Genomic DNA, 26,298 nt, shown 5'->3' with positions numbered 1-26,298 from the left:
CTCCTGCCTGTTTTCAGATGTCGCGCGCAACCCGGAAGCCGACGCGCGCGTTGGTGTTGTCCACCGGTGACGGCGCGCGCCACGAACTGCGCGTCTGCGGCGGCGAGCTGGCCCAGGCGCCGCCGCGCACCACCTGCATGCGGCAGCCCGGGTTGACCCAGGCGGCGCCCGATGCCGGTGCGCGCCGATAGCTGTCGTGCCAGCAGTCCGCGACCCACTCGCTGACGTTGCCTTCAAGATCATGCAGGCCGAATGCGTTGGGCGTGAAGCTGCCGACCGGGGCCGGGCCCCAGTGGCCGTCGTCGTGGTCCTTGAAGGCGTTGCTCCAGCCGCGGCCACCGGGCGAACGGTCCTTGCCGCCGGTGAGGTTGCCGGCGCGCTCCGGCGGATCGCCGTCGCCCCAGGGGAATCGCGTGTCGCCGCCGGCGCGCAGGGCGTATTCGAACTCCGCCTCGCTGGGCAGGCGATAGCGCTGACCGCTGACCTCGGCCAGCCAGTCGACATAGGCCTGGGCGTCGCGGGCACTCACATGGACCACGGGCAGGTTCGCCGCCGCCGCGGCGCCGGCGAAGTCCGAGCGCCAGTCCACGCTGCTGCGGCGCACGAAGTTGCCGCTGCGCTCGTCGTAGGCCATCGAGAAGCCGCGGCGCTCGGCGCGCGAGCGATAGCCGGTGGCGTCGACGAACCGGCGGAACTCGCCGACGGTGATCTCGTTGAGCGACAGCGCGAAGCCGCGTTCAAAGCGCAGGTTGCGCCGCGGGCGTTCGTTGTCCTCGGCATCGCTGTCGTCGTCCGTGGCGCCCATGCTGAAGCCGCCATGCGGCACCACCACCATCTGCGGCCCGCGGCCACCGCCGGCGGCGTCAGTGAAGCGCTGGCCGGGGCGGAAATTGCCGTAGTGCACGGCCAGGTCGATGCGCTCGCGCAGCTCCGCCACCGCCGCGTTGCCCGGCTCCGCCAGCACCAGCATGCGCGCCAGCGCGGTGCGCGCGCGCTCGATGCCGTCGGCCTGCGGCAGGGCGGCGATGCCTTCGTCGCGCAGGCGCAGGATCCAGGCGCGGCGGCGCGTGTCGACGCGATCGCGGGCGTCGGCGACGGTGGTGCTGTCGTCGCGCACCTTGCCGGCGTGTCCGAGCCAGGTGTCCGCGGTTTCAAAATCGCCCTCGCCCGCGGCCTTTTCGGCGCGCCGGATCATCGCGCTCTCGACGGCGGCGCGAAGCTGCAGCGCGCGCGGCTGCGCCTCGTCGATGGCCAGCACTTCGCGCACCTTGCCCAGCGCGCCGCCGCCGGACTCGCCCAGGCGGCCGGCTTGGAGCTCGGCCTCCGCCGCCCGGTTGACCTCCGCCAGCTGGTCGGCGCGATCGACGCCCACCAGGTAGGCATGGACCTGCTCTTCCGCAGGCCGCAGGCTGCGCGCCACCGCGGCGATCTCCCGCGCCCGGCGCAGCGCGGCATCATCATCGCCCGCGCGTGCCAAGGCCTCATTGCCCTCGACCATCAGCGCGGCGAATGCGCGCTCGAGCCCGGCGGCGGCCGGTTCACTGTCGGGAACGCGTGCAAGCACGGCCTGGTACAGCGGGATCGCCGATTCCGCGCCCGCGTCGAGGTCGCCCGCCTCCAGCGCCTGCTCCGCACGCTCCAGCGCACCGGCCACGGCGTCCTCGCCCTCTTCCAGGTCGACCCGCGGCGTGCGCCAGGTGAGGCTGCCGGCCAGGCGGTCGTCGCCGCTGATGGTCACGCTGCCGTCGCCCGGGCCTTCGGCGGCTTCGGTCGGCGCCCCGCCATCGGGCGCCGCACCTTCGGGCGAACAGCCGACCGCGAGCAGCAGCGCAAATGCGGCGGCGAGCGCGGCCCGGCATGGCCAGGCCGAAGGGCTGGAAGGGAGCGGTCGACAATGGGTCACGGGCGCCAGATTACGGCAAGCGGCCGCGACCGCGCAGCCACCCCGCGACCGCCGGCGATTGCGGCGGGCGCGCGGCGGCCGGTACGCTGGCACCGATGGAACCTGACTTCAGCTGGCTGGCCGACCCCGCCGCCCTCCTCTCCCGCTTCGAAACCCGGCCCGATCGCATCGGCCTGGATACCGAATTCATCCGCGAACGCACCTGGTGGCCGCACCTGGCCTTGGCGCAACTCGCGGTCCACGACGAGATCCTGCTGGTCGACACGCAGGCCCCCGGCATGGCCCAGGCGCTGCACGGCATCCTGCTCGACCCGGGCATCACCAAGGTGATGCACAGCGCCAGCGAGGACCTGATCGCCCTGCAGCACGCCTGCGATGCCGTACCCGAGCCGCTGTTCGACACCCAGATCGCAGCGGCGATCGCGGGCATCGCGGCCGGCGCCGGCTACCAGCGCCTGGTGGCCGAGGTCACCGGCGTGGCCCTGGGCAAGGGCGAGACCCGTTCGGACTGGACCCGCCGCCCGCTGTCCGACGCCCAGCTCGCCTACGCCGCGGACGACGTGCGCCACCTGTTCGAACTCCACGACCACCTGCAGGCCCGCCTCGAGGCCCTGGGCCGCGAAGCCTGGCTGCGCGAAGACTGCGCGCGCATGGTCGCCAACGCCCGCGACGATTCGCTCGAACGCTGGCCGCACCTTCCGATCCGCGCCGCCCAGTACTTCAACCCGGCGGGCCAACACCGCCTGCTGCGCCTGCTGCGCTGGCGCGACGCCTGGGCGCGCGAGAATGACCGCCCGCGCAGCTGGGTGCTGGACAATGACCTGGCCGCGACCATCGCCCGTGACGCGTTGCCCGACCAGGGCGCACTGAAAGCGCTGATGGACCGCCATCCCAAAGCCCCCCGCAAGCTGCTGGCCGAGGTCTGGACCGCGCTGCTCACGCCCCTGGCCGACGAGGCCGAGGCCCCGCCCGTGCGCACCGAAGAGCGTGACAAGCGCGCCCTGCGCCAGCTGCAGGAAGCGGTGGCCGCACGCAGCGCCGAGCTGGGCCTGCCCGATGGCGTGCTCGCCTCGCGGCGCCGCCTGGAGTCGCTGCTCGACAGCGGCGACTGGAACGCGTTCGGCGACTGGCGCCGCGCGCAGCTGGAGCCGTTGCTGGCCCCGCTGCTGCCATAGGGCACGTGGTAATTGCCGAATGGCATGGTCGGCGTATAGAATGCTGCGCTTCGTGGGGCGGTAGCTCAGCTGGGAGAGCGTCGCGTTCGCATCGCGAAGGTCAGGGGTTCGATCCCCCTCCGCTCCACCACGAAAATCCCGGTAAAAAGCAGAGGGTTGGACGGGAAACCGGTCCAGCCCTTTGTCGTTCTGGGCGCGTGCCTCTTTGCGCCCCACCTCTTGCACCGGCTTTGCCCACGGCAGACACGGCGTGCCAGAATTGGCGGCGGCTGCCCCGTAGCTCAGCTGGCTAGAGCGTCCCCACCTGTTCATACACCTATTTCCGATCCAGCTTTCGACCCAGACATTCAAGCAATCGTTTGAATTCTGACGTCTGGTCCGGCACCTTGCATGCGGCTACGCCTGAGCGGCGTTAAGAGCAACAGACAGCCCGACGCAAAGTTCGAAAAAGAGCCACTCCTTTCGCCAGTGGCTTCCATGCCCCCTCTTGTATCTAAAGGTGTGGGAAAGCTAGACCGCTCCTTGATCTCGATGTACTTGTAGGTATCAAGTAGTTCGCGAAGATGAAAACGCGCCTCAGCCGCATTTTCTGCTTCTACCCCTATTACGGACCTCGCTGTGTCGATTGACGCAATCGACTCGATCCTGCGCTCAGCAAGCACTTTCATCACTTCATCACGAACAGCTTCAACCAGCGCAATAGGCCTAGGCACTGTTGCAGCCACGAAGTTTGGGTTAGCCGTGTATTGCGAAAGCTGAGCGCCCGCATTACCTGTGAAACGAAAGACGATATGATATTTCGGTGAATGGATCACCTCCATCCCACCATACGTCCCTGAGGCCTCATGCTTCGCTCTTGCGTTAATTTCTCCCGCAATACGACGAAGTTCAAGTCTTTCAAGTGCAACTTCTGGCGTTATGCCTTGGGCAGCCGCATAAGAAGCTAGCGATGGATCTCTAACACGGGCATCAGAAGCACTTGCTGTCCCCAGCGCAATACCTATGCAAATCGCAAGTATCGTTGCAGTTCTGCGTTTAAGGCTTCGGTTCGTTGTCATCTCGATCTCCTTTCTGTCGTGACATACGCGTAAGAACAGCAACTAATCGAGTATCTGGGCTGAGCAAGCACTCTGAAGAGATTTACACGTGGGTCAAGGCTCGTGGTGTTAAGCAGAATTTTCCACGAGGCACTGCTGAAGGCGTACAACAAGACATGCAGCTTTACGGGTATTACATTTTACGCATCCCTTGAGGCAGCCCACACAGTCCCCTGGTCGCTCGCGAATCCGTCCGAGCGCATGGATATACGTAATGGAGTTCTTCTAAACGGCCTGCATCACAAGCTTTTTGACCAGGGGTTTTTAACCGCCAGGCATGACCATCGCATCGCTTTCCACGATGCTCCGATGCAAGATGGCCATTACCCTGATTTCGATAAGTTGGTGTCCGTGAATCTCCATGGGCAATTGATGAATTTGCCACGACGCCTGAACAACCGCCCATCGAAATCTTCTCTTGAGCGCCATCATGCTTTGCATGAGCGGGAACCTGAACTGACTTCGATTGAATGCTCATAGCCTGCCGGGGAACTGCTGATCCGTTGCTAACGGCGGTGAATGCATCGATCGGAATCAGCGCCCTGCTGTGACCTAGACACCGGCTACATCGACGCCCTCAATCGTCTACAGCGTCCTGCCGCGACAGAAAGTGTGCGGGGATTGCCGCACCAAGACGCACATGGATCCCTTTACGGGTTGGGGTGAGCCCTGTGCCCTTGCTATCCTTACTGGCTGAAACGGCCCTGTAGCTCAACTGGATAGAGCGCATCCCTCCTAAGGATGAGGTTGGGGGTTCAAGTCCCTCCAGGGTCACCAAAAGCCGTGTGTGGGTCGTTGTTGAGGGAAGAATCAAGGTTTTGCCCCAACTTTTGACCCAGACGACAGAAAAAACATCGCAAAATATTGATTTTAAAGCCCTTTGGCCGATGGCGGCTTTTCCCTCCTAAGGGGAAGGTCGTGCGTTCGAATCGCGCCGGGGGCACCACGCGCTGCAGGCGATTTCGCGCCGCATCCATGACTTCCAGGAGCTTCCCCCATGACCCATCCCGTCCTCGCCGCCCTCGGCCTGTCCGCCACCGAATCCGGCACCTACCTCGGCCAGGGCGAATGGTCGTCGACCCGCGATGCCGGGATCCTGGAACCGGTGAACCCGACCGACGGCTCGGTGCTGGGCCAGGTGCATGCGGCTTCGGAAGCGGACTACGAGCGCATCGTCGAGCGCGCCCAGGCCGCGTTCAAGGTCTGGCGCACCACGCCGGCACCGCTGCGCGGCGAAGCCGTGCGCCTGTGCGCCAACGCGCTGCGCGCCAACAAGGACATGCTGGGGTCGCTGGTCGCGCTGGAAATGGGCAAGTCCAAGCCCGAGGGCGACGGCGAGGTGCAGGAAATGATCGACATCGGCGATTTCGCCGTCGGCCTGTCGCGCCAGCTCTACGGCCTGACCATGCATTCCGAGCGCCCCGGCCACCGCATGTACGAGCAGTGGCACCCGCTGGGCCTGGTCGGGATCATCTCGGCCTTCAACTTCCCCGTGGCGGTCTGGGCGTGGAATGCGCTCATTGCCGCGGCCTGCGGCGACATTTCGATCTGGAAGCCCTCGGGCAAGACCCCGCTGTCGGCGATCGCCTCGGTGCGCATCTGCAACGAAGCCCTGCGCGATGGCGGCTACCCGGACCTGTTCTTCCTGTTCAACGACACCGACAACGCGCTGGCCGAGCGCATGGTGGATGACAAGCGCATCGGTCTGGTCAGCTTCACCGGATCGACCAAGGTCGGCCGCACCGTGGGCGAGCGCGTCGCGCGCCGCCTGGGCCGTTCGCTGCTCGAGCTCGGCGGCAACAACGCCATGATCGTCGACGAGACCGCCGACCTGAAGCTCGCGATCCCGGCGATCGTGTTCGGCGCCGTCGGCACCGCCGGCCAGCGCTGCACCAGCACCCGCCGCGTCTTCATCCACGAGTCGATCCATGACGACGTGCTGGAGAAGCTCAAGACCGCCTATGCGCAGGTCGAAACGAAGATCGGCGACCCGACCGACGCCGCCAACCTGATGGGTCCGCTCAACAGCCAGTCCGCCGTGGATGCCTTCCTTGCGGCGATCGCGCAGGCCAAGGGGGCCGGCGGCACGATCGAGAGCGGCGGCACCGCCTTCACAGACCGCAAGGGCTTCTTCGTGCGCCCGGCGATCGTCACCGGCCTGTCCAACGATGCCGAAGTGGTGCAGACCGAAACCTTCGCCCCGATCCTGTACGTGATGAAGTACTCGGAGCTCGAGGACGCGATCGCCATGCAGAACGACGTGCCCCAGGGCCTGTCGTCGTCGATCTTCACCAGCAACCTCAAGCGCGCCGAAGCCTTCCTGTCGGCGGCAGGCTCGGACTGCGGCATCGCCAACGTCAACATCGGCACCTCCGGCGCCGAGATCGGCGGCGCCTTCGGCGGCGAGAAGGACACCGGCGGTGGCCGCGAATCGGGCTCGGACGCGTGGCGTGCCTATATGCGCCGGCAAACGAATACCATCAACTATTCCGACGCGCTGCCGCTGGCCCAGGGCATCAAGTTCGACATCTGAGGACATCCATGTACGGGTTGGCGCGGCCCTTCCTGTTCGCCCTCGACGCGGAGCGCGCGCACGGCCTCGGCTTGTCATCGATCGAGGCCCTGCACCGCCTGCGGATGCAGCGCGTGCTGGGCGGCAGGCCGCGGCCGTTCCCGACGAGCGTGTTCGGGCTGCGTTTCCCCAACCCGGTCGGCCTGGCCGCCGGGCTGGACAAGAACGGCGAGCACATCGACGCGCTGCTGGCGCTGGGTTTCGGCTTCGTGGAGGTCGGCACCGTCACGCCGCGGCCGCAGCCGGGCAACCAGAAGCCGCGCATGTTCCGCCTGCCGCAGCACCGGGCGATCATCAACCGCCTCGGCTTCAACAATGACGGCGTCGACGCACTGGTGCGCAACGTCCGCCGCGCGCGTCGCCGCGGCGACGGCCTGCTGGGCATCAACATCGGCAAGAACAAGGACACGCCGAACGAGTCGGCGCACACCGACTACATCCACTGCCTCGAGCGCGTTTACACGCTGGCCGACTACGTCACCGTCAACGTGTCCTCGCCCAACACCGCGGGCCTGCGCGAGCTGCAGGAAGAGCAGTCGCTGCGGCGCCTGGTGGGTGAACTGCGCGACGCGCAGGAACGCCTGGCCTCTCGCCATGGCCGCCGCGTGCCGCTGCTGGTGAAGGTCGCGCCCGACCTCACCGACGAGGACATCGACGCCGCCGCGCGCGTGCTCGGCGACCTTGGCGTCGACGGCGTGATCGCCACCAACACCACGGTGTCGCGCATCGCGGTGCAGGGCCACGCCCATGCGCACCAGACCGGCGGCCTGTCGGGCGAGCCGGTGATGAACAAGTCCACCGCGGTGCTGCGCATGCTGCGTACGCGCCTGCCCGGCGACATTCCGCTGATGGGCGTGGGCGGCATCCTCTCCGGCGCCGACGCCGCCAAGAAGACCGCGGCCGGCGCATCGCTGGTGCAGCTCTACACCGGCCTGGTGTACCGCGGACCGGAGCTGATCGGCGAGTGCGTCGAAGCCATCCGGCGGCGCAAGGAAGCCCCCAGCCGCGGCAACCTTCCCAACCTGTGAACGCAGCCGCCATCGATACCGATACCGCCGTGCGCTGGACGCAAGACGCCGACCTGCGCGGACGCACCAGCCTGCGCGTGCCCGCGCGTGCACGTTGGCTGGCCGAGGTCGCCGATGACGCCGCGCTGCCGGCGGTGCTTGCCGATCCGCGCATCGCCGAGGGCGAGCTGCTGGTGCTGGGCGGCGGCAGCAACCTCCTGTTCGCCGCCGACCTCGAAGGCGTGGCGCTGGCGCTGACCTGCGATGCCGTGTCCGTGGTTGCCGACGATGGCGACACGGTGGTGGTGCGCGCCGGAGCCGGGCGCGGCTGGCATGACTTCGTGCTGCAGTCCCTGGCACTTGGCCTCTCCGGCCTCGAGAACCTGTCGCTGATCCCGGGCACCGTCGGCGCCGCGCCGATCCAGAACATCGGCGCCTATGGCGTCGAACTCGACCGGCGCGTACACATGGTGGAGGCCTGGGACCGCGACGCGGGCGCCCTGGTGCGCCTGGCCGCCGCCGACTGCGGCTTCGCCTACCGCGACAGCCGCTTCAAGCGCGAGAAAGATCGCTGGATCGTCACCGCGGTGGAGTTCGCGCTCACGCGCCGGCCGCGTCTGGAGCTTTCGTATTCGGGCATCGGTGACGAGCTGGCGGCCATGGGCATCAGCGCGCCCACGCCGGCACAGGTGTCCGATGCCGTGTGCCGCATCCGCAGGCGCAAGCTCCCCGATCCGGTCCTGCTTGCCAACGCCGGCAGCTTTTTCAAGAACCCCATCGTGCCGGCGGCGCAGGCCGACGCCTTGGCCGCGGCCCACCCCGGCATGCCCGGCTTCGACGCCGGCATCCCGGGCCTGCGCAAACTGTCGGCCGCCTGGCTGATCGACGCATCCGGCTGGAAGGGCCATCGCGACGGCGATGCCGGCGTCGCGCCCGGGCATGCACTGGTGCTGGTCAACTACGGCGCTGCCAGCGGTGCGGATCTGCTGGCGCTGGCGCGGCGCATCGCAAGCTCCGTGCAGTCACGCTTCGGTGTGGCGCTGGAACCCGAACCGCGCCTTGTCGGCGCCCACTGGTGAGCGCGGCAAGCACCAGTCCGCAGGCGCGCGCCGCGCTGCTGATGCTGGGAAGCACCAGTTTCTTCGCGGCCATGGCGGTGACCATCCGCCTGGCCTCGGCGGACCTGTCGACCTACCAGATCGCGTTCTTCCGCAACTTCTTCGGCCTGCTGTTCCTGCTGCCCTTCCTGTTCCGCGGCAGCTGGCGGCTGCCGCGCACCAAGCAGCTGCCGCGCTACGTGCTGCGCTGCGCGATCGGCGTGGGCTCGATGCTGTGCGGCTTCTGGGCGCTGGGACACCTGCCGATGGCGCAGGCGGTGTCGCTGTCGTATGCCGCCCCGCTGTTCGCTACCGTGGCCGCGGTGTTCATCCTCGGCGAGACGGTGCGCCTGCGACGCTGGTCGGCGGTGGTGATCGGCCTGGTCGGCGTGCTGGTGATCGTGCGTCCCGGCAGCGCGGAGTTCAGCCTCGGCACCCTGGTGGCGCTGTCCGGCGCCCTGCTCTCGGCCCTGGTCGCGATCCAGATCAAGCAGCTCTCGCGGGTGGATGCCGCCGACACGATCGTCTTCTACACCTACGTGTTCTGGGTGCCGATGTCGCTGGTGCCGGCGCTGTTCGCATGGGAGTGGCCGCAGGGCATCACCTGGCTGTGGCTGCTGCTGATCGGCGCGTTCGGCACCGGCGGCCAGCTGCTGTGGACGCGGGCGCTGAAGATCGGCGAGGTCTCGGCGCTGCAGCCGATCAGCTTCGTACAGCTGCCCCTGGTGGCGCTGGCCGCGTGGCTGCTGTTCGGCGAGGAACCCACGCGCTGGACCCTGCTCGGCGCCGGCATCATCCTCGTCGCCAATGCCTATATCGCGCACCGCGAGGTGCAGCTGGGGCGGCGCGCGGCGACCACGGCGCCGGCCGAGGCTGCGAAGCCGGCGGAATAGCGTCGCCGCGTAGTCAGCCGCGGCGCCCGGGGTCGGCCAAGTCCTCGGCCAGCTTGCGCAGCGGCGGCGACAGTCCCTCGGGGTCGGCGGCCAGCAGCGGCGCGACCAGTTCCCTGCGCACCGCCGCGGCCTCGTCGACGCGCCCGACGGCATCCAGTGCGTCGGCCAGCTGCGCCGCGGTCCCGATCGTCACGTGGTGGTCGCCACCGAGCGACTCGCGTCGGTCGGCCAGCAGCTGCGCGAACGTCGTCGCGGCCGCCGCGTGGCTGCCGGTCTCCGCCTGGGCTTCACCCAGGATCTGCAGCGCCGCCTGCGCCTGGGGATGGCGGGCACCCAGGACTTCCCGCGCCAGTGGCGCCAGGGGTGCGACGGTCGCCAACGATTCCTCCGGTCGACCCGACTGCAGCAGCGTGCCCGCCCGGTTGATCGCGATGAAGACCGTGTCCGGATGCCCTGCCCCATACAGCCGCGTCCGCGCGTCCAGCACCTCCGCCTGCAGGGCGAGCGCGCCCTCGTGATCACCGATGCGCGCGAGTGCGGTCGACCGGTTGACCTTGGCGCGCAGCGTGGCCCGATGGCCGGGACCATGCGCGCGCTCCAGCGCCGCGATCACCTCCTCGCCCAGCCTGAGCGACGCCTCGAACTCCCCCGCGTCGGCGAGGAACGCGACCAGGTTCTCTCGCGCGCCAAGGGTCGTGGCATGTTCCGCGCCGAGCTGCCGCGTGCGCAGTTCGACGACCCGGCGTTGCAGTTCGATCGCGCCTTCGGGGTCCCCGGTCATCATGCGCATCGGGGCGATGTTGTGGAGGGCGTTGGCCGTCTGCGGCGCTTCGGGTCCGGACACGCGCTCATGGATCGCCAGCAACTGCTCCATCGATGCCAGTCCGGACTGTGGGTCGCCCATCCGTGCCTGCAGCACCGCGAGTCCGCCCAGGATCGAGGTGGACTCGGGCGCCTCGGCCCCGAGTGCGGCGACTGCGCGAACGTGCAGCGCTTCCAGCCGACTCCGGGCCCCTGGGCGATCGCCCATCGAAGCCAGGACGTCCGCATCGGTCTGCTCGATTTTCAGCCGGAGCGGATCACCGGCCGGCAGCATCGCCGCCAGTGCCAGCGCGTCGTCGATGACCGTGCGCGCAGCCTCGAACTCGCCTGACGCCCGCAGCGACTCCGCCTGTTCGCGGCGGGCAGCCAGGGTGGCCGGCGCGCCCGGACCGAGTTCACGCGCGCGGATCGCCGCGGCCCGGGCGTAGCTGCGCGCCGCCGCCGCCTCCAGGCCCAGGGCCTTGCGCACCCCGGCGACCGATTCGGTCAGGTCGGCTTCGAGCAGCGGCTGTCCGGCGAAATCACGCGCGATGGCGTCCTCGGCGCGGGCCAGGATGTTGCCGTCAACCAGGCCCCGCGCGATGTCGGTGGTATCGGCATGGAACAGCACCGCGTCCAGCGCCGTGGCTGCATCGGGCCCGGCGCGTTCCAGCTGCTCGCGCAGCCCGGCGGCCAGCGCACCGCCCATGGCCTCGATGTCGACGTCCTCGAGCATGGACTGCTGGAACGCGGCCACGGTTTCCAGCTGCGCGCTCCGCTCTTCGGCGATGGCGCGCTGCGTACGCGCCTGCACCAGGCCGTGCACCGACATCGCCAGGCCGGCGACGAGCGCCACCGCGGCCACCGAGGCCGCCGCAATGCCCGCGCGATGCCTGCGGATGAATTTCCCGGCCACGTAGCGGCGCGAGGCCGGCACCGCGGCCAGCGCACGGCCATCGAGGAAGCGGCGGAGATCGTCGGCCAGGGCCGAGGCCGACGCGTAGCGGTCGCCGCGGTCATGCGCCATCGCGCGCGCGACCACCCAGTCCAGCTCATGGCGGAGCAGGCGGCGCATCCGCGGCACGCTCACGCCCTGCCCGCGCGCCAGGCGCTTGCCTTCGACCGGAGGTAGCGTCGCGAGCTGATGCGAAGGCAGGCGCTGCGTGTGCGCGGTGCCGGCCACGGTTTCGCCGGCAAGCGTCGGGCGCTGGCCGGTCAAGAGTTCGAACAGCACCACGCCCAGCGAGTAGACGTCGCTGCGCGTGTCCACGCGTGCCTGGTCGCCGGCCGCCTGCTCGGGGCTCATGTAGTCCGGCGTGCCCGCGACTTCCCGGCCCGCGACCCCGGCGCCCGCCGCCGCGGTGGCGATGCCGAAATCGATGATCTTCGGCATGGGCCGGCCGTCGACCTCGTCCACCAGCAGGTTGGCCGGCTTCAGGTCGCGATGCACCACGCCCTTCTGGTGCGCGTGCTGCACGCCTTCGCAGATGCCGACCAGCAGGCGCAAGCGCTCCGCGAGCGGCAGCTGCTTTGCTTCGCAGTAATCGGTGAGCGCACTTCCGGCGATGAACTCCATCGCGAAATAGGGCTGGCCGTCGGGCGTGGTGTCGGCGTCGAAGACCTGCGCGATCGCGGGGTGGCGCATCTGCGCCAACATCTGCCGCTCGACCTCGAAATACGCCAGGTGCCGCGCCTCGAGCCGCCGGCCGCGCATCAGCTTGAGCGCCACCGTGCGGCGCACCGGCTCCAGCTGCTCCGCGCGGTACACCTCGCCCATGCCGCCGCGACCGAGCAGCTCCACCACCCGGTATCGCCCGATGCGGGCGCCCGGCGGCAAGGCCGCGGCGTCGGCCACGACGGCGCCGGAGGCGCGCGTGGCCAGCAGTTCGGTGCGGTCCGGATCCTCGTCAACGCCCTGGATCATGCTGTTTCCCCCCTTCTGCCCATGCTACCGCGGGTGCCCGCCTGCGTGCGGGCGGCTACACTTGCGCGCTCACGAGAGGGGACGCCGTCGATGGCGGACGAGACCACGCAACGCACCATGATCAGCGCAGGGCCCACGCGGCCTGCGCCGCGCACGGCGTGCCTGGTGGTCATCCATGGCGAAGGCCTGGGCCGGCGCGTCGACGTGGAGGATGCGCCGGTGCTCATCGGTCGCTCCCACGACGCCGACCTCTCCATCAGCCACAAGAGCGTGTCCCGGGAGCACTGCCGGGTGTGGCGCGAAGGCGACGCATATCGCATCCGCGACCTCGGTGCGACCAACCCGGTGCAGGTCAACGACCAGCGCATCGACGAGTGCGGGCTGGTCGACGGCGACCACGTCACCGTCGGCGAGAGCATCCTCAAGTTCATCAGCCAGACCAGCGTCGAAGCCCGCTACCACGAAGAGATCTACCAGCTCGCCACGCACGATGCCCTCAGCGAGCTGTTCAACCGCCGCCACTTCTGCGAGCTGGCCGACAAGGAAATCGCGCGATCGGTGCGCCATGGCCGCCTGCTGGCGCTGTGCATCATCGACGTCGACCTGTTCAAGCCGGTGAACGACCACTACGGCCATATCGAGGGCGACGAGGTGCTGCGCCGGCTGGCCGCGGTGGTGCGTGCCCATGTGCGCGACGGCGATATCGCCGGGCGCATCGGCGGCGAGGAGTTCGCAGTGCTCCTGTGCGAAAGCGATACCGCGGCCGCGGAGGCATTCGCCGAGCGCCTGCGCCTGGCCGTGGCCGCGACCCGGTTTTCCCCGGGCGGCGACCCGCGGCAGGTCACGGTGAGCATCGGCATCGCCACGGTGTCGGCGGCACGCGCCACGCGCGCCAGCCTGATGGCCGCGGCCGACGCTGCGCTGTACCGCGCCAAGGCCGAGGGCCGCAACCGGACGCGCGTGAGCGCCTGAGTTCGCCGCGGGCGTGAATGTCCTGCGCGGCAGGGCTTGCACGTTTACGTTCCTGACCCGTCAGCCACAAGGAATCGGATTCATGCAGCTTGCTTCCGTCACCACCCTGTTCTCCGCCGCTCTGCTCCTCGCCAGCACCGGCGACGCACTCGCCGCCGACATCACGCGCTTCCAGATCCGCGCAGCCGTCAATGTCTGCCAAGGCTCCCTGCCAAGCTTCGAAGGCGCGCTGCGCAAGCGGCCGCTTGCCATCGCGAACGAAGGCACGACGGGTGCATTCGTCGGGTGCTCGCTGGAAGCCAACAACATGTTCAATTACGAGCGCACCTCGGTGGCCGCTATCTTCGTCAACCGCGGCGCTGCGGCGGCAACCGTGAACTGCACGCTCGTCAACGGCCTGCTGAACCGGCTCACGCCCACGTACTTCCCGAAATCGGCCACGATCGCCCCAAGGGGCGAGGCTGTCCTGAACTGGAGCGCCCCCGAGTTCCCGGACGGCTTCGAATTCCCGAACCTCAACTGCTCGCTGCCGCAGGGCGTGGAAATCGGCTGGATCAGCGACGTCTATCCGGAGCCGGTGGGCGAGTAGCGGCCAGCGGGCCGGCACGCCGCCGCGGCATGCCGGCTACTCCCGCGGGGGGCGTCGCCAGCGGTGGCAGACCAGCACCCACGCCGCAGCCGTCCATGCCATCGCCGCGGCCCATCCCGCGAGGATATCCGACGGGTAGTGCACGCCCAGATAGACCCGCGAGAACCCGACCAGTGGCACGAAGACCAACATCGCGGCCAGCACCGGCCAGCGCCAACGCGTCTGCCAGCACAGCAGCACCAGCACCATCGCCAGCGTCATCGAGCCCATGGCGTGGCCACTGGGAAAGCTGAAGTTGTGCTCGGGCGCGATCGATTCCCACAGCGTGGGGCGGTCGCGCGCGAAGGCCTGCTTGGCGGCGACATTCAGCAGGCCGGAGCCCGCCAGGGAGACGCCCGCGAACAGGCCGTCACGACGCCGCCCGGCCAAGGCCAGGCCCAGCACCAGCAGGATGTCCACGGGGACCACGCCCCACTCGTAGCCCAGCTTCGAAGCCAGCAGGAACACGCGATCGAACCCTTCGCGCGCCAGTCCGTGCGCGAACAGCAGGATCGGCTCGTCGAAGGCGAACGGTTCGCCCTCCAGCACCTCGTCGGCCAGTTCGGCGAATCCCCAGAGCGGCAGCAGCAGGCCGGCGAACACCAGTACCAGGCGCCAACCGTGGCGCTGCAGGAAGCCGGCGCCGAAGCGGGCTTCCGACATCAGGTTCCCGACGGCCTCAGCCGGCGTGCGCGGCCCGGCCATACCGCTGGTCGACGTAGGTGTCGATGAGGCCGACGAATTCGGCGGCGATGTTGTCACCGCGCAGGGTCACGGCCTTCTGGCCATCGATGAACACCGGCGCCGCCGGTGCCTCGCCCGTGCCCGGCAGCGAGATGCCGATGTCGGCGTGGCGCGACTCTCCCGGGCCGTTGACGATGCAGCCCATCACCGCCAGCGTCAGGTGCTCGGCGCCGGGATGGGTGATCTTCCACTCCGGCATCTTCGCGCGCACGTGCTCCTGCACCACCTTGGCCAGCTCCTGGAAGAACTCGGACGTGGTGCGGCCACAGCCCGGGCAGGCGGTGACCATCGGCGTGAACGCGCGCAGGCCCATGGTCTGCAGCAGCTCCTGGGCCACCACCACTTCCTGCGTACGCGGCGCGCCGGGCTCGGGCGTGAGCGAGATGCGGATGGTGTCGCCGATGCCTTCCTGCATCAGCACCGCCAGCGCCGCGCTGGAAGCGACGATGCCCTTGCTGCCGATGCCGGCCTCGGTCAGGCCGAGGTGCAGGGCGAAGTCGCTGCGCAGGGCGAGGTCGCGGTACACCGCGATCAGCTCCTGCACGCCGCTGACCTTGGCCGACAGGATGATCCTGTCGCGCCCGAGGCCCAGCTCGACCGCGCGCTCCGCGGACTCCAGGGCCGAACGGATCAGCGCTTCGCGCAGCACGCGGCCGGCATCGCGCGGCTCGGCGCGCGCCGCGTTCTCGTCCATCAGCGCCGTCGCCAGGGCCTGGTCGAGCGACCCCCAGTTGGCACCGATGCGCACCGGCTTGCCGTGCTTCATCGCGAACTCGATGAGCTGCGCGAACTGCAGGTCCTTCTTCCGACCGAAGCCGACGTTGCCGGGATTGATGCGGTACTTCGCCAGCGCTTCCGCACAGGCCGGCTCGCCGGCAAGCAGTTGGTGCCCGTTGTAGTGGAAGTCACCGATGATCGGCACCTCCAGCCCCATCATCGCCAGCTTCTCGACGATGCGCGGCACCGCTGCCGCGGACTCCGGGTTGTTGACCGTGACCCGCACCAGCTCCGATCCCGCGCGCCACAGCGCGGCGACCTGCTTCACGGTGCCGTCGATATCGGCGGTGTCGGTGTTGGTCATCGACTGCACCACCACCGGCGCCTCACCGCCGACGGCGATCTTCCCCACCATCACCTGGCGGGTCGCGCGCCGCGGCGCCGGGCCGAACGCCCATTCTTCAAGCGTGTGGGCGGCGTCCATGTGGCGGGTGTCGGTGATGGCGTTCATCGTTCCATTTTAGTCCGCGCCGCGACGGTTGTTACCGGGGGCACTGTCCCCCAGTTCATCTACGATCCCACGAGAGGCCCCGCCATGCCCGTTTCCACCGCCACCATCGCCACCGCCGACGCCAGCCGCCTGATCAAGCGCCTGTGCACGCACTGGGCGCACAAGCTCGAGGTCAGCTTCGACGACAGCCAGGCCCGGGTGGTCTTCGATGCGGACACCGTCGCCCACCTGGCCGCCGGACCCGCGGCCCTGGAGGCACGGGTGGAGGCTCCCGACGAGGCGCAACTCGCCCGGATCCAGGAGGTGGTCGCCTCGCACCTTGAACGCATGGCCCGAGGCGAAACCCTGGAAATCAGCTGGCAGACGGCGCAGGGCGCTGACTGAAAGGTTGGGTCGGAGTCCAACTCCGTCACTTGGCGAGGGCGGAGGCTGGGTAGGTACTCCGCCGGCTGACCACGTGGTGGTCTTTATGCCGGCTGCGTACCCACCCACCCTCCGCTGCCATCGATCCGGCTGGCTGGGGGGAGGGCAAAAGCAAGTGCTCGCGATCCCGTCTGACCTGCAGGCTTGCCAAACCGTGAGCCGCGCGGGCACCGGTGGATTCGCGGCAATAGCCGCTCCCACACAAAAACCGCGGCAACCCCGCTCTCCCACCGGCCGCGAAAATGTCGCCATGCCGGGGCGGTGGGTGCGGAGTGGGCATCAAGAGCAGCTCCGCTGCGACGCCCACGGAGTACCCACCGACCCGCCACACAGCGACCCGCCACTCCGCGACCCCGGTATCCTGACTGCATGCCCGCCCCCCAGAACGAAAACGTCCTCAGCCCGAGCCAGCTCAACGCCCTGGCGCGCAGCCTGCTGGAGGACGCATTCCCGGTGGTCGTCGTCGAAGGCGAACTCGGCAACCTGTCGCGGCCTGCGTCCGGGCACCTGTACTTCACCCTCAAGGACGCCCGCGCACAGGTCCGCTGCGCGCTGTTCCGGCAGAGGAGCCAGGGGCTGCGCTTCCAGCCACGCGAAGGGCTTCGCGTGCTCGCGCGCGGCCGGCTCACGCTGTACGAGGCCCGCGGCGACTACCAGCTGATCCTCGATTCGCTGGAAGAAGCCGGCGAAGGCGCGCTGCGCCGCGCCTTCGAAGAGCTCAAGGCGAAGCTGGAGGCCGAAGGACTGTTCGACGCTGCGCGCAAGCGCCCGCTGCCGGCCTATGCGCGGCGCGTGGGCATCATCACCTCGCCCTCGGGCGCCGCCGTGCGCGACGTGCTGAGCGTGCTGGCGCGACGCTTTCCGCTGGTCGAGGCCGAGGTGCTGCCGGTGCCGGTGCAGGGCGACACCGCGGCGGTGCAGATCCGCGGCATGCTCGAACGCGCGGCGGCCAGCGGTCGCTACGACGTGCTGGTGCTGGCGCGCGGCGGGGGTTCGCTGGAAGACCTGTGGGCGTTCAACGACGAGGCGCTGGCGCGCGCCATCGCGGCGTCGGACGTACCCGTGGTCTCGGCGATCGGACACGAGACCGACTTCACCCTCGCCGACTTCGCGGCCGACGTTCGCGCGCCCACGCCTTCGGTGGCGGGGGAGCTGGTGGTGCCCAACGCGGTCGACGTGGGTACCCGGATGCGCGGCCTGCACCAGCGCCTCGCCGCGCTGCACCTGCAGCGCATGCGCGACCGGATGCAGCGCGCCGACCGGGCCTCGCTGCGGCTGCAGGCGCTGGCGCCGCAGATGCGGCTGCGTGCACTGGGCGAGCGCCAGCAGCAGGCGCTGCGGCGGCTGCACTCGGCCTGGCAGGTGCGCGATGCCGCGCTGCGTGCCCGCCTGCGCCATGCAGACGCGGTGCTTCGCGCGACCCGCCCGGAGCGGCGACTGGCGATCCTGCGCGATCGGCTGGCTGCGCTCGGGCCGCGTCCGCAGGCCGCCGTCGCGCGACGGCTGCAGGCCGATACCCTGCGCCTGCGCGGCCTTGCGCGTTCGCTGCAAGCGGTGAGTCCGCTGGCCACGGTGGCGCGCGGCTACGCCATCCTGCGGCACGACGATGGCCGCGTGGTGCGCAGCACCGGCGATGCGGCGCCAGGCGACCGCCTTACCGCCCGCGTCGGCGACGGCGAGCTGCAGGTACGCGTCGAGGGCGGGAACGACTGAGCCGTCCGGCGCCGCGGCGCACGCTCGCCTGACGCTAACGTCGCGACCTCCATACTGCCTGCACCGACGGCAGCCACATGGAGGCAGATCCACATGGCCAAAGCGTCCGACCTGCTGGTCGCCGCACTCCAGGCCGAGGGCGTCGAATACGTCTTCGGCATCCCGGGCGAAGAAAACCTGGACCTGCTCGAATCGCTGCGCACCTCGGGCATCCACCTGATTCTCACCCGCCACGAACAGGCCGCCGGCTTCATGGCGGCGACCTGCGGCCGCCTCACCGGCCGCGCCGGCGTCTGCCTGAGCACGCTGGGCCCGGGCGCGACCAACCTGGTCACCGCGGCCGCCTACGCCCAGCTCGGCGCCATGCCGATGCTGATGATCACCGGCCAGAAGCCGATCCGCAGCAGCCGCCAGGGCCACTTCCAGATCATCGACACGGTCGGCACCCTGCGTCCGCTGACCAAGTACACGCGCCAACTGGTCTCGGCCGACAGCATCCCCGCGCGCGTGCGCGAAGCCTTCCGCCGCGCCGAAGAGGAGCGCCCGGGCGCCACCCATCTGGAACTGCCGCAGGACGTCGCCGGCGACCCGACGGATGCGGTGCCGATCGCCAGGTCGTATTCGCGCAGGCCGGTCGCCGAGCACAAGGCGATCGCGCGCGCCGCGGAGGCGATCCGCGACGCCCGCCACCCGCTGTTGATGATCGGCGCCGGCGCCAACCGCAAGACCACCGCGCGCGCGCTGCGCGGCTTCGTCGACCGGCTCGGCATCCCCTTCTTCAGCACCCAGATGGGCAAGGGCGTGCTCGACGAGACCGACCCGCTGTGGATCGGCACCGCCGCGCTGTCCGACCACGACTACGTGCACCGCGCGATCGACGCCGCCGACTGCATCGTCAACATCGGCCACGACGTCATCGAGAAGCCGCCGTTCTTCATGCGCGAGGGCCGGCGCACGGTGATCCACGTCAACTACGACGGCGCCGAGGTCGACGCCGTGTACTTTCCGCAGGTCGAAGTGGTGGGCGATATCGCCGATGCGGTGTGGCGCCTGGGCCAGGCCGTCGAGCCGCAGGTGCACTGGGACTTCGCCTTCTTCGACCGGGTGCGCACGGCGCTCTGCGAGCAGCTGCGGCAGCGCAGTACGGACGACCGCTTCCCGATGGCCAGCCAGCGCATCATCGCCGACCTGGCGCAGGCGCTGGGTCCGGACGACATCACCTGCCTCGACAACGGCCTGTACAAGCTCTGGTTCGCGCGCAACCAGCGCTGCCGGCGGCCGAACACGCTGCTGCTGGACAATGCACTGGCGACCATGGGCGCAGGCCTGCCCTCCGCCATCGCCGCGCGCATCGTCCATCCCGATCGCAAGGTGGTCGCGGTCTGCGGCGACGGCGGCTTCATGATGAACTCGCAGGAGCTCGAGACCGCGGTGCGCCTGAAGCTGGACCTGGTGGTGCTGGTGCTGCGCGACGACGCCTACGGGATGATCAAGTGGAAGCAGGCCCACGAGGACTTCCCGAACTACGGCATGGACCTCGGCAATCCGGATTTCGTGAAGTATGCGGAGAGCTACGGCGCGCGCGGCCACCGGCCGGCGTCGGCCGGCGAACTGCTGCCGCTGCTGCGCGAGGCGCTGGCGAGACCGGGCATCGACCTGATCGACGTGCCGGTGGATTACGGCGACGACGACTGGCTCTTGAACGAAGAGATCCCGCGCCTGAGCGCGGCGGTGGAGTGAGCACCCGGAGTGCGTGAGGAGAACACGAGATGGCGAAGCAGAAGAAGGCGAAGCGGGACGGCCTTGCCCACAGCTACCCCTACTACCTCGCGAACCGCGCGGTCGCGGCCAACACCGACCTCGAGGTGCTGGACAAGTACAGCGGCAAGGTCGCCACCCGGGTCGCGTTTGCCGACACCGCCACCGTGCGCAAGGCGCTGGTCGCGGCGCACGGGGCGCGGGCAGCGATGGCCGCGTTCCCGCCCGACGCGCGCCGCGACGTGCTCGAGCACTGCGTGCGGCGCTTCGGCGAGCGCGCGGAGGAACTGGCACTGGCGCTGTGCATCGAGGCCGGCAAGCCGATCAGCGACTCGCGCGGCGAAGTCGCGCGCCTCATCGACACCTTCCGCATCGCCGCCGGCGAAGCCACACGCATCGAGGGCGAGGTGCTGGAGCTGCAGGTCTCGGAGCGCAGCCGCGGCTACCGCGGCATGGTCAAGCGCGTGCCGATCGGCGCCTGCAGCTTCATCACCCCCTTCAACTTCCCGCTCAACCTGGTCGCGCACAAGGTCGCTCCGGCGATCGCGGCCGGCTGTCCCTTCGTGCTCAAGCCCGCGGCCAAGACCCCGGTCGGCGCGCTGATCATCGCCGAAGTGCTGGCCGAAACCGACCTGCCCAAGGGCGCGTTCTCGGTCCTGCCCTGCAGCAACGAGGATGCCTCGCTGCTGGTCGAGGACGAGCGCATCGCGCTGCTCAGCTTCACCGGCGGGCTGGTTGGCTGGGAGCTCAAGGCGCGCGCCGGCAAGAAGAAGGTGACGCTGGAACTCGGCGGCAACGCCGCCTGCATCGTCGACGCCGACCCCGGCGCCGACCTGGACCACGTCGTCGCGCGCCTGGTGTCCGGCGCCTACTACCAGTCCGGGCAGAGCTGCATCAGCGTTCAGCGCATCATCGCCCACGCCGACATCTACCCCGCCTTGCGGCGCAAGCTCAAGGCCGCGGTGGCGAAGCTGCGCATGGGCGACCCGCGCGACGAAAGCACCTTCGTGGGCCCGGTGATCGATGAGGCGGCCGCCGAGCGCATCGAGCAGTGGATCCGCGACGCGCGCAAGGGCGGCGCGAAGCTGCTCGCCGGCGGCGCGCGCGCGGGCAGCATGCTGCCCGCGGCGCTGCTGGAGAACGTGGCGCGCGATGCCGACCTCTATCGCAAGGAGGTGTTCGGCCCGGTCGCCTGCCTGGAAGCCTTCGACGACTTCGACGACGCTCTTGAGCGCGCCAACGACAGCGACTTCGGCCTTCAGGCGGGCGTGTTCACCGCCAGCCTGGCGCATGCGATGCGCGCGTGGGACCGGCTCGAGGTCGGCGGCGTGGTGGTGGGCGATGTGCCGAGCTTCCGCGTCGACAACATGCCCTATGGTGGCGTGCGGGATTCAGGGCTGGGCCGCGAAGGCGTGCGCAGCGCGATCGAGGACATGACCGAACCACGCCTGCTGGTGATCCGCGACCCGGGCTGAGCACAATCGGCCGAAGCCCGGGGCAGCGCCACCGGCGCCGGAACCCCATGTCGCCTCCCGGCGCGTTGTCGCATCCGTCCAACCACGGAGCCATGCCATGACGCGCCATGCATTCACCGCCGCCCTCGCGGCCAGCCTGCTGCTTGCCGCTTGCCAGACGCCGCAGTCCAGCGCCGACAAGACGGCCGGTGCATCCGGCTCCACGCCGACCACGCCCGCCCCGCCGGCCCCGCCAGCCCCACCGGTCGCACTCGCGCAGCAACATGAGGCGATGCTGGATCGCGTCGAGGTCACCGGCGGACGCCAGCGGCTCATGGCCACTTCCAAGGCTCCGTCCGGGGTCATCAGGCCACCGCACCCCTGGCCGCCCAGCGATCCCGCGAACCGGGAGGAATACGCGGCCATCGACGACAACCCCGTGCGCCGTGCCTCCGAACACCCCGTGTCAACCTTCTCCGTCGACGTCGACACCGGCAGCTACAGCAACGTCCGCCGCATGCTGCGCATGGGCGTGCGCCCGCCGCCCGACGCCGTGCGCGCCGAGGAGTTCATCAACTACTTCCGCTACGACCACCCGGCGCCGACGTCGCGCGAAGTGCCGTTCCACGTGACCACCGAGATCGCGCCGTCGCCCTGGGATCCCGGCCGCCACCTGCTGATGGTCGGCATCAAGGGCTATGACGTGCCGAAGGCCGAGCTGCCGCCGGCCAACCTGGTGTTCCTGGTCGACACGTCGGGCTCGATGCACACGGCCGACAAGCTGCCGCTGCTGCGCAAGGCCTTCGCCGCGCTCACCGACCAGCTGCGCGCACGGGACAAGGTGTCGATCGTGGCCTACGCGGGTTCGGCGGGCCTGGTGCTGCCGCCGACCGCAGGTGACCGCAAGGGCGAGATCCTGGCCGCGCTCGAGCGCCTGCAGGCAGGCGGCAGCACCAACGGCGGCGCGGGCATCGAGCTGGCGTACGCGATGGCGCGGCAGGGCTATGTCGAAGGCGGCGCCAACCGCGTGATCCTGGCCACCGACGGCGACTTCAACGTCGGCACCGTCAACCGCGACACGCTCGAGGCCCTGGTCGCCGACCAGCGCGGCTCGGGCATCGCACTCACCACGCTCGGCTTCGGCACCGGCAACTACAACGACGCCATGGCCGAGCGCCTGGCCGACGCCGGCGACGGCAACCACGCCTACATCGACACCCTGCTGGAAGCGCGCAAGGTGCTGGTCGAAGAGATGTCGTCGACCCTGCTGACCATCGCCCGCGACGTGAAGATCCAGGTCGAGTTCAATCCGGCCCTGGTCGCCGAGTACCGCCTGGTCGGCTATGCCAACCGCATGCTGCGCGAAGAGGACTTCGCCAACGACCGCGTCGATGCCGGTGACATCGGCGCCGGCCACGAGGTCACGGCGCTGTACGAGATCGCACTCGTCGGCTCCGGGGGCGAGCGCCTGTCCGCGCTGCGCTATGGCGGCGGCGCGCCCGCCGCAGCACACGGCGGCGAACTGGCACACCTGCGCCTGCGCTACAAGCAGCCCGACAGCGACAGCAGCCGGCTGATCGAGGTGCCGCTTGCGCGCAGTGCGATCCGCGCCGAAGCCGGCCCGGCCCTGCGCTTCGCCGCGACGGTCGCCGGGTTCGCCGATGCCCTGCGCGGCGGCCACAACCTCGGCCAATGGGATTGGGACGCGATCGCGGCCGGTGCGCGCGCCAGCCGGGGCGACGATCGCTGGGGCCTGCGCGGGGAGTTCGCCGAACTGGTCGAAGCCGGGCGCGCGGCCACCCGCGGCGATGCCGCCCGCAGCGGCGACTGACGCGATGGCCCTGCCCCGCCCCCGCTCAGGCCGCGCCGCGGCTCTCGGCGGCGGGCGCGGGCATCGGCTGCCCGAACAGGAAGCCCTGGCCCATGGTGCAGCCCAGCTGCCGCAGGATCGTGGCCTGCGCTTCGGTCTCCACGCCTTCGCCGATACTGTCGATGCCCAGCGTGCCGGCCAGCGCCAGGATCGCGCGCACCAGGGCCAGGCTCTCGGTGTGGAGTTCGTCGTCCAGGCCCGCGACGAAGCTCTGGTCGATCTTCAGCGCATGGATCGGGAACCGGTGCAGGTAGGACAGCGCCGAGAAGCCAGTACCGAAATCGTCCAGCAGGGCGTAGATGCCGCGCGAGCGCAGGGTCTTGAGCATCCGCAGCGTACGCGGCGCATCGTCGAGCAGGGCGACTTCGGTGATCTCGATGCGCAGCCGCGCGGGTTCGGCGCCGGCGTCGCCCAGCATCTGCAGCAGGCGTTCGACGAAATTGTCGGAGCGGAAGTGCCGCGGCGACACGTTGATCGATACGTAGCCCTCGCGGTGGCGGGCCATCCAGTCGAAGGCGCGCCGGTACACCAGCCAGTCGACCTGTTCGATCAGCCCGCTGTCCTCGCCCACGCCGATGAACTCGCCCGGCGGCAGCGGACCGCGCACTTCGTGGTTCCATCGCAGCAGCGCCTCGTGGCCGACCACCTTGCCGCTGGCGAGGTCGACGATCGGCTGGAACCAGGGCTCGAAGTCGTCGGCGAGGATCGCGCGCCGCAGATCGGCCTCGAGGTCGAGCAACCGCGTGGCTTCGGCGCGCATCTCCTCGTCGAACAGTTCGCTGCGGTCGCGGCCGCTGGCCTTGGCGCGGTACATGGCGGCGTCGGCATCGCGCAGCAGGTCCTCGCCGTGGTGGTAGCGCGGCTGCCACATGGCGATGCCCACCGACGCGGAGGGAAACAGTTCGCGGCCCGCGATCCACATCGGCTTGCCCAGCTCGGCGAGGATGCGCGCCGACACCGCCTGCGCCGTCGCCTCGTCGCCGGCATCGCCCAGCAGCACCGCGAACTCGTCGCCTCCCAGGCGCGCGACCACGTCGCCCTCGCGCAGCATCCGTGCGATCCGGCGCCCGGACTCGACCAGCATCTCGTCGCCGGCGGCATGGCCGACGCTGTCGTTGACCAGCTTGAAGCGGTCGAGGTCGAGGAACAGCACCGCGAACGGCCCGCGCTCCCGGGCACGGGTCTCTGCGATCGCCGCATCCAGGCGATCGAGCAGGTGGATGCGGTTGGGCAGGCCGGTGAGGTGGTCGTGCCGCGCCTGGTCGATCAGGCGCTGCTCGGCGCGCATGCGCTCGGAGACCTGCGCGCGCAGCTCGCGGTTGGCCTCTTCCAGCTCGCGCGTGCGCGCGTCGACCCGGTCCTCGAGTTCGGCATGCGCGGCCTTCAGGTGGTCCTGCGACCGCTTGCGCGCGAGCGCGCCGCCGATGTGGTGCGCGACGAAGGTCAGCAGCTTCTGGTCCTGCACGGTGAAGCCGATGTGCGGCGAATAGCTCTGCACCGCGATCACGCCCACGGCCATGCCGTCGCGCAGCAGCGGCACGCCGAGCCAGCAGTGCGCGAGCGTGCCGTGGTGCTGGAGGTCGCCCGCGGCCTCCAGGCGGGCGATGACCACGCGGTCGGCCAGCAGCGCGCGTCCGCTGTTGATCACGTACTCGCTCAGCCCACGGATCATCCGCCTGGTCTTGCGAATGATGTCGCGCTCGTCCACCGAATACGGGAACTCGATGTGGCTACCGTCGCCGGACACCATGGCGATGTAGAAGTTGCGCGCGTACAGCAGCTCGCCGACCACCGCGTGCAGGTCGCCATAGAAGCCTTCGACGCTGCCCGCGGTGAAAGACAGCTCGCTGATCCTGAACAGCGCGCGCTGCAGGCGCTCGGCGCGCTGGCGTTCGATGATTTCCGCTTGCAGCACCTCGTTGGCCTGCTGCAGCTCGCGCGTGCGCGCGTCCACGCGGCGCTCGAGCTCCGCCTGGGCATGCTTGCGGTCGAGCGCGGTGAGGATGTGCTGGGCCACGAACTCGAGCAGCGCGCGGTCCTCGTCGGTGTAGCAGTCGGGCTGGTCGTAGCTTTGCACCACGATCGCGCCGCTGACCCGGCCCTCGCGGCGCATCGGCACGCCCAGCCAGTCCGCGGCGTCGGGGCCGTGCGCCGGATCACGCTCGACGTGCAGCTGTTCGCGGATCAGCTCCGACGGGCCGCGCAGGGGCTGGCCATGCCGCAGCAGCGCCACGGTCAGGCTGTTGGGCATCGTCCCTACCGGGGCCTCGTTGTCCGGCTGCGCGATCCAAGGGTCAAGCCGATCGGCGAAGTACAGGAAGCGCACGGTGCCGCGCATGTCGTCGTACAGCACGATGTAGAAGTTCTCGGCCGACATCAGGCCGCCGACCACACCGTGGATGCGCTTGAGCATCTCCTCCATCTCGAGGCCCGAGCCCGCGAGGTCGGCGATCTCGTACAGCGCCTGCTGCAGCCGCTCCGACTTGCGCAGCGAATCAATCCGGGCTTCCGCCTGCGCCGAAGCGAGGGTGGCCGACACCAGCCTGCGCGCCAGCGCGCGCCAGGCTTCGCGCGAGCCGGGCGTAAGCGGTTCGGGAAGGCGCGCGGCGAGCGCGACGCGCGCCTCGCCCTCGATCCAGGATTCGTCGATCAGCGCGCCACCTGCGTCGGCGCGGCTGCGCTTGCCGGACATGAGTTCCTCCGCGCGCGCGCGCAGGGCGGGGGCCACGCCTTCGACCTCGGAGCGGCCGCTGCCCAGGCGCTCGTCGTCCCAGCACACCACCACGTCCGAGCCGGTCGGAAGCGATTGCGCCAGCATGCCCGCCAGCCCCGCGAGGTCGACCTCGCGCGGCGGCGCCAAAACCGGGATGTCCAGCATTGCCTGCACGTGCCGCGTCCCTTTGCCCAAGTCCGTCCCATAGGGACAACGGCAGTTGCAGCCGCGCGCGGCAAGCGAGCGCGGCCTCCCCATGCGACCCCGGCCGACATCATGCCCGTCGCGGCGGCCTCACGCACGGGCTTCCCGCGCCTGGCCGCAGC

The 26,298-nt window shown here is 69.8% G+C and carries 19 protein-coding genes and 2 tRNA genes; 15 read left to right on the top strand and 6 right to left on the bottom strand.

Annotation, left to right across the window (positions count from 1 at the left end; all coding sequences use genetic code 11):
* Window positions 1–13 precede the first annotated feature (13 nt).
* Complete coding sequence (locus tag ACW5E8_RS13000; protein WP_456965937.1) at window positions 14–1,903, bottom strand: SUMF1/EgtB/PvdO family nonheme iron enzyme; 1,890 nt, start codon at window positions 1,901–1,903, stop codon at window positions 14–16.
* Between the two features lie 95 nt (window positions 1,904–1,998).
* Between ACW5E8_RS13000 and rnd the strand changes: the two genes are divergently transcribed.
* Together rnd and ACW5E8_RS12990 are read left to right on the top strand one after the other, a co-directional pair.
* Window positions 1,999–3,078: a ribonuclease D gene (gene rnd, locus ACW5E8_RS12995; protein ID WP_456965936.1), complete on the top strand. Its 1,080-nt coding sequence runs from the start codon at window positions 1,999–2,001 to the stop codon at window positions 3,076–3,078.
* Between the two features lie 54 nt (window positions 3,079–3,132).
* Window positions 3,133–3,208, top strand: a tRNA-Ala gene (locus ACW5E8_RS12990).
* Window positions 3,209–3,425: 217 nt separating this feature from the next.
* On the opposite strand, the gene ACW5E8_RS12985 is transcribed toward ACW5E8_RS12990, so the two are convergent.
* On the bottom strand, window positions 3,426–4,136 hold the full coding sequence (locus tag ACW5E8_RS12985; protein WP_456965935.1) for a hypothetical protein: 711 nt from the start codon (window positions 4,134–4,136) through the stop codon (window positions 3,426–3,428).
* A 102-nt stretch (window positions 4,137–4,238) separates the two neighbouring features.
* Here ACW5E8_RS12985 and ACW5E8_RS12980 point away from each other — a divergent pair, with 102 nt between their 5' ends.
* The 6 genes from ACW5E8_RS12980 (at window position 4,239) to ACW5E8_RS12955 (ending at window position 9,744) form a co-directional block, all read left to right on the top strand.
* A complete protein-coding gene (locus ACW5E8_RS12980) occupies window positions 4,239–4,655 on the top strand; it encodes an HNH endonuclease (protein ID WP_456965934.1) in 417 nt (138 codons plus the stop codon).
* A 220-nt stretch (window positions 4,656–4,875) separates the two neighbouring features.
* Window positions 4,876–4,952, top strand: a tRNA-Arg gene (locus tag ACW5E8_RS12975).
* Between the two features lie 220 nt (window positions 4,953–5,172).
* Window positions 5,173–6,708: an L-piperidine-6-carboxylate dehydrogenase gene (amaB, locus tag ACW5E8_RS12970; protein WP_456965933.1), complete on the top strand. Its 1,536-nt coding sequence runs from the start codon at window positions 5,173–5,175 to the stop codon at window positions 6,706–6,708.
* 8 nt (window positions 6,709–6,716) lie between these two features.
* The gene (locus ACW5E8_RS12965) at window positions 6,717–7,775 is read left to right on the top strand and encodes a quinone-dependent dihydroorotate dehydrogenase (RefSeq protein WP_456965932.1); all 1,059 of its coding nucleotides are present in this window, start codon (window positions 6,717–6,719) and stop codon (window positions 7,773–7,775) included.
* Entirely contained in the window at window positions 7,772–8,833 is a 1,062-nt protein-coding gene (gene murB / locus ACW5E8_RS12960; RefSeq protein ID WP_456965931.1) for a UDP-N-acetylmuramate dehydrogenase, read from the top strand. The genes ACW5E8_RS12965 and murB overlap by 4 nt, the downstream gene beginning before the upstream one ends.
* A gap of 41 nt (window positions 8,834–8,874) precedes the next feature.
* Entirely contained in the window at window positions 8,875–9,744 is an 870-nt protein-coding gene (locus ACW5E8_RS12955; protein WP_456966022.1) for a DMT family transporter, read from the top strand.
* A gap of 13 nt (window positions 9,745–9,757) precedes the next feature.
* Here ACW5E8_RS12955 and ACW5E8_RS12950 read toward each other — a convergent pair whose 3' ends face one another.
* Complete coding sequence (locus tag ACW5E8_RS12950) at window positions 9,758–12,469, bottom strand: protein kinase domain-containing protein (protein WP_456965930.1); 2,712 nt, start codon at window positions 12,467–12,469, stop codon at window positions 9,758–9,760.
* Window positions 12,470–12,586: 117 nt separating this feature from the next.
* Here ACW5E8_RS12950 and ACW5E8_RS12945 point away from each other — a divergent pair, with 117 nt between their 5' ends.
* On the top strand, window positions 12,587–13,441 hold the full coding sequence (locus ACW5E8_RS12945; protein WP_456965929.1) for a diguanylate cyclase: 855 nt from the start codon (window positions 12,587–12,589) through the stop codon (window positions 13,439–13,441).
* Window positions 13,442–13,454: 13 nt separating this feature from the next.
* Window positions 13,455–14,030 (top strand): hypothetical protein, encoded by a 576-nt coding sequence (locus ACW5E8_RS12940; protein WP_456965928.1) that lies wholly within the window; start codon window positions 13,455–13,457, stop codon window positions 14,028–14,030.
* Between the two features lie 36 nt (window positions 14,031–14,066).
* On the opposite strand, the gene ACW5E8_RS12935 is transcribed toward ACW5E8_RS12940, so the two are convergent.
* Window positions 14,067–14,732, bottom strand: a complete 666-nt coding sequence (locus tag ACW5E8_RS12935) for a phosphatase PAP2 family protein (protein ID WP_456965927.1) — start codon at window positions 14,730–14,732, stop codon at window positions 14,067–14,069.
* Window positions 14,733–14,748: 16 nt separating this feature from the next.
* Window positions 14,749–16,014: a flavodoxin-dependent (E)-4-hydroxy-3-methylbut-2-enyl-diphosphate synthase gene (gene ispG, locus ACW5E8_RS12930; RefSeq protein ID WP_456966021.1), complete on the bottom strand. Its 1,266-nt coding sequence runs from the start codon at window positions 16,012–16,014 to the stop codon at window positions 14,749–14,751.
* A gap of 111 nt (window positions 16,015–16,125) precedes the next feature.
* On the opposite strand from ispG, the gene ACW5E8_RS12925 reads away from it, so the two are divergent.
* The 5 genes from ACW5E8_RS12925 (at window position 16,126) to ACW5E8_RS12905 (ending at window position 23,220) form a co-directional block, all read left to right on the top strand.
* Complete coding sequence (locus ACW5E8_RS12925; RefSeq protein ID WP_456965926.1) at window positions 16,126–16,425, top strand: DUF2218 domain-containing protein; 300 nt, start codon at window positions 16,126–16,128, stop codon at window positions 16,423–16,425.
* Window positions 16,426–16,833: 408 nt separating this feature from the next.
* Window positions 16,834–18,177, top strand: coding sequence for an exodeoxyribonuclease VII large subunit (gene xseA / locus ACW5E8_RS12920; protein ID WP_456965925.1), 1,344 nt, complete (start codon window positions 16,834–16,836; stop codon window positions 18,175–18,177).
* Window positions 18,178–18,270: 93 nt separating this feature from the next.
* Window positions 18,271–19,917, top strand: a complete 1,647-nt coding sequence (locus ACW5E8_RS12915) for an acetolactate synthase large subunit (RefSeq protein ID WP_456965924.1) — start codon at window positions 18,271–18,273, stop codon at window positions 19,915–19,917.
* 29 nt (window positions 19,918–19,946) lie between these two features.
* Complete coding sequence (locus tag ACW5E8_RS12910; RefSeq protein ID WP_456965923.1) at window positions 19,947–21,410, top strand: aldehyde dehydrogenase family protein; 1,464 nt, start codon at window positions 19,947–19,949, stop codon at window positions 21,408–21,410.
* Between the two features lie 97 nt (window positions 21,411–21,507).
* A complete protein-coding gene (locus ACW5E8_RS12905; RefSeq protein ID WP_456965922.1) occupies window positions 21,508–23,220 on the top strand; it encodes a vWA domain-containing protein in 1,713 nt (570 codons plus the stop codon).
* Window positions 23,221–23,245: 25 nt separating this feature from the next.
* Here the strand turns inward: ACW5E8_RS12905 and ACW5E8_RS12900 are convergent, their stop codons facing one another.
* Window positions 23,246–26,137 (bottom strand): EAL domain-containing protein, encoded by a 2,892-nt coding sequence (locus tag ACW5E8_RS12900; protein WP_456965921.1) that lies wholly within the window; start codon window positions 26,135–26,137, stop codon window positions 23,246–23,248.
* Window positions 26,138–26,298 lie beyond the last annotated feature (161 nt).

The organism is Luteimonas sp. A649, from assembly GCF_054072735.1.
The sequence above is the reverse complement of the archived record's forward strand: the minus strand, read 5'-3'. Positions and strand labels throughout refer to the sequence as shown.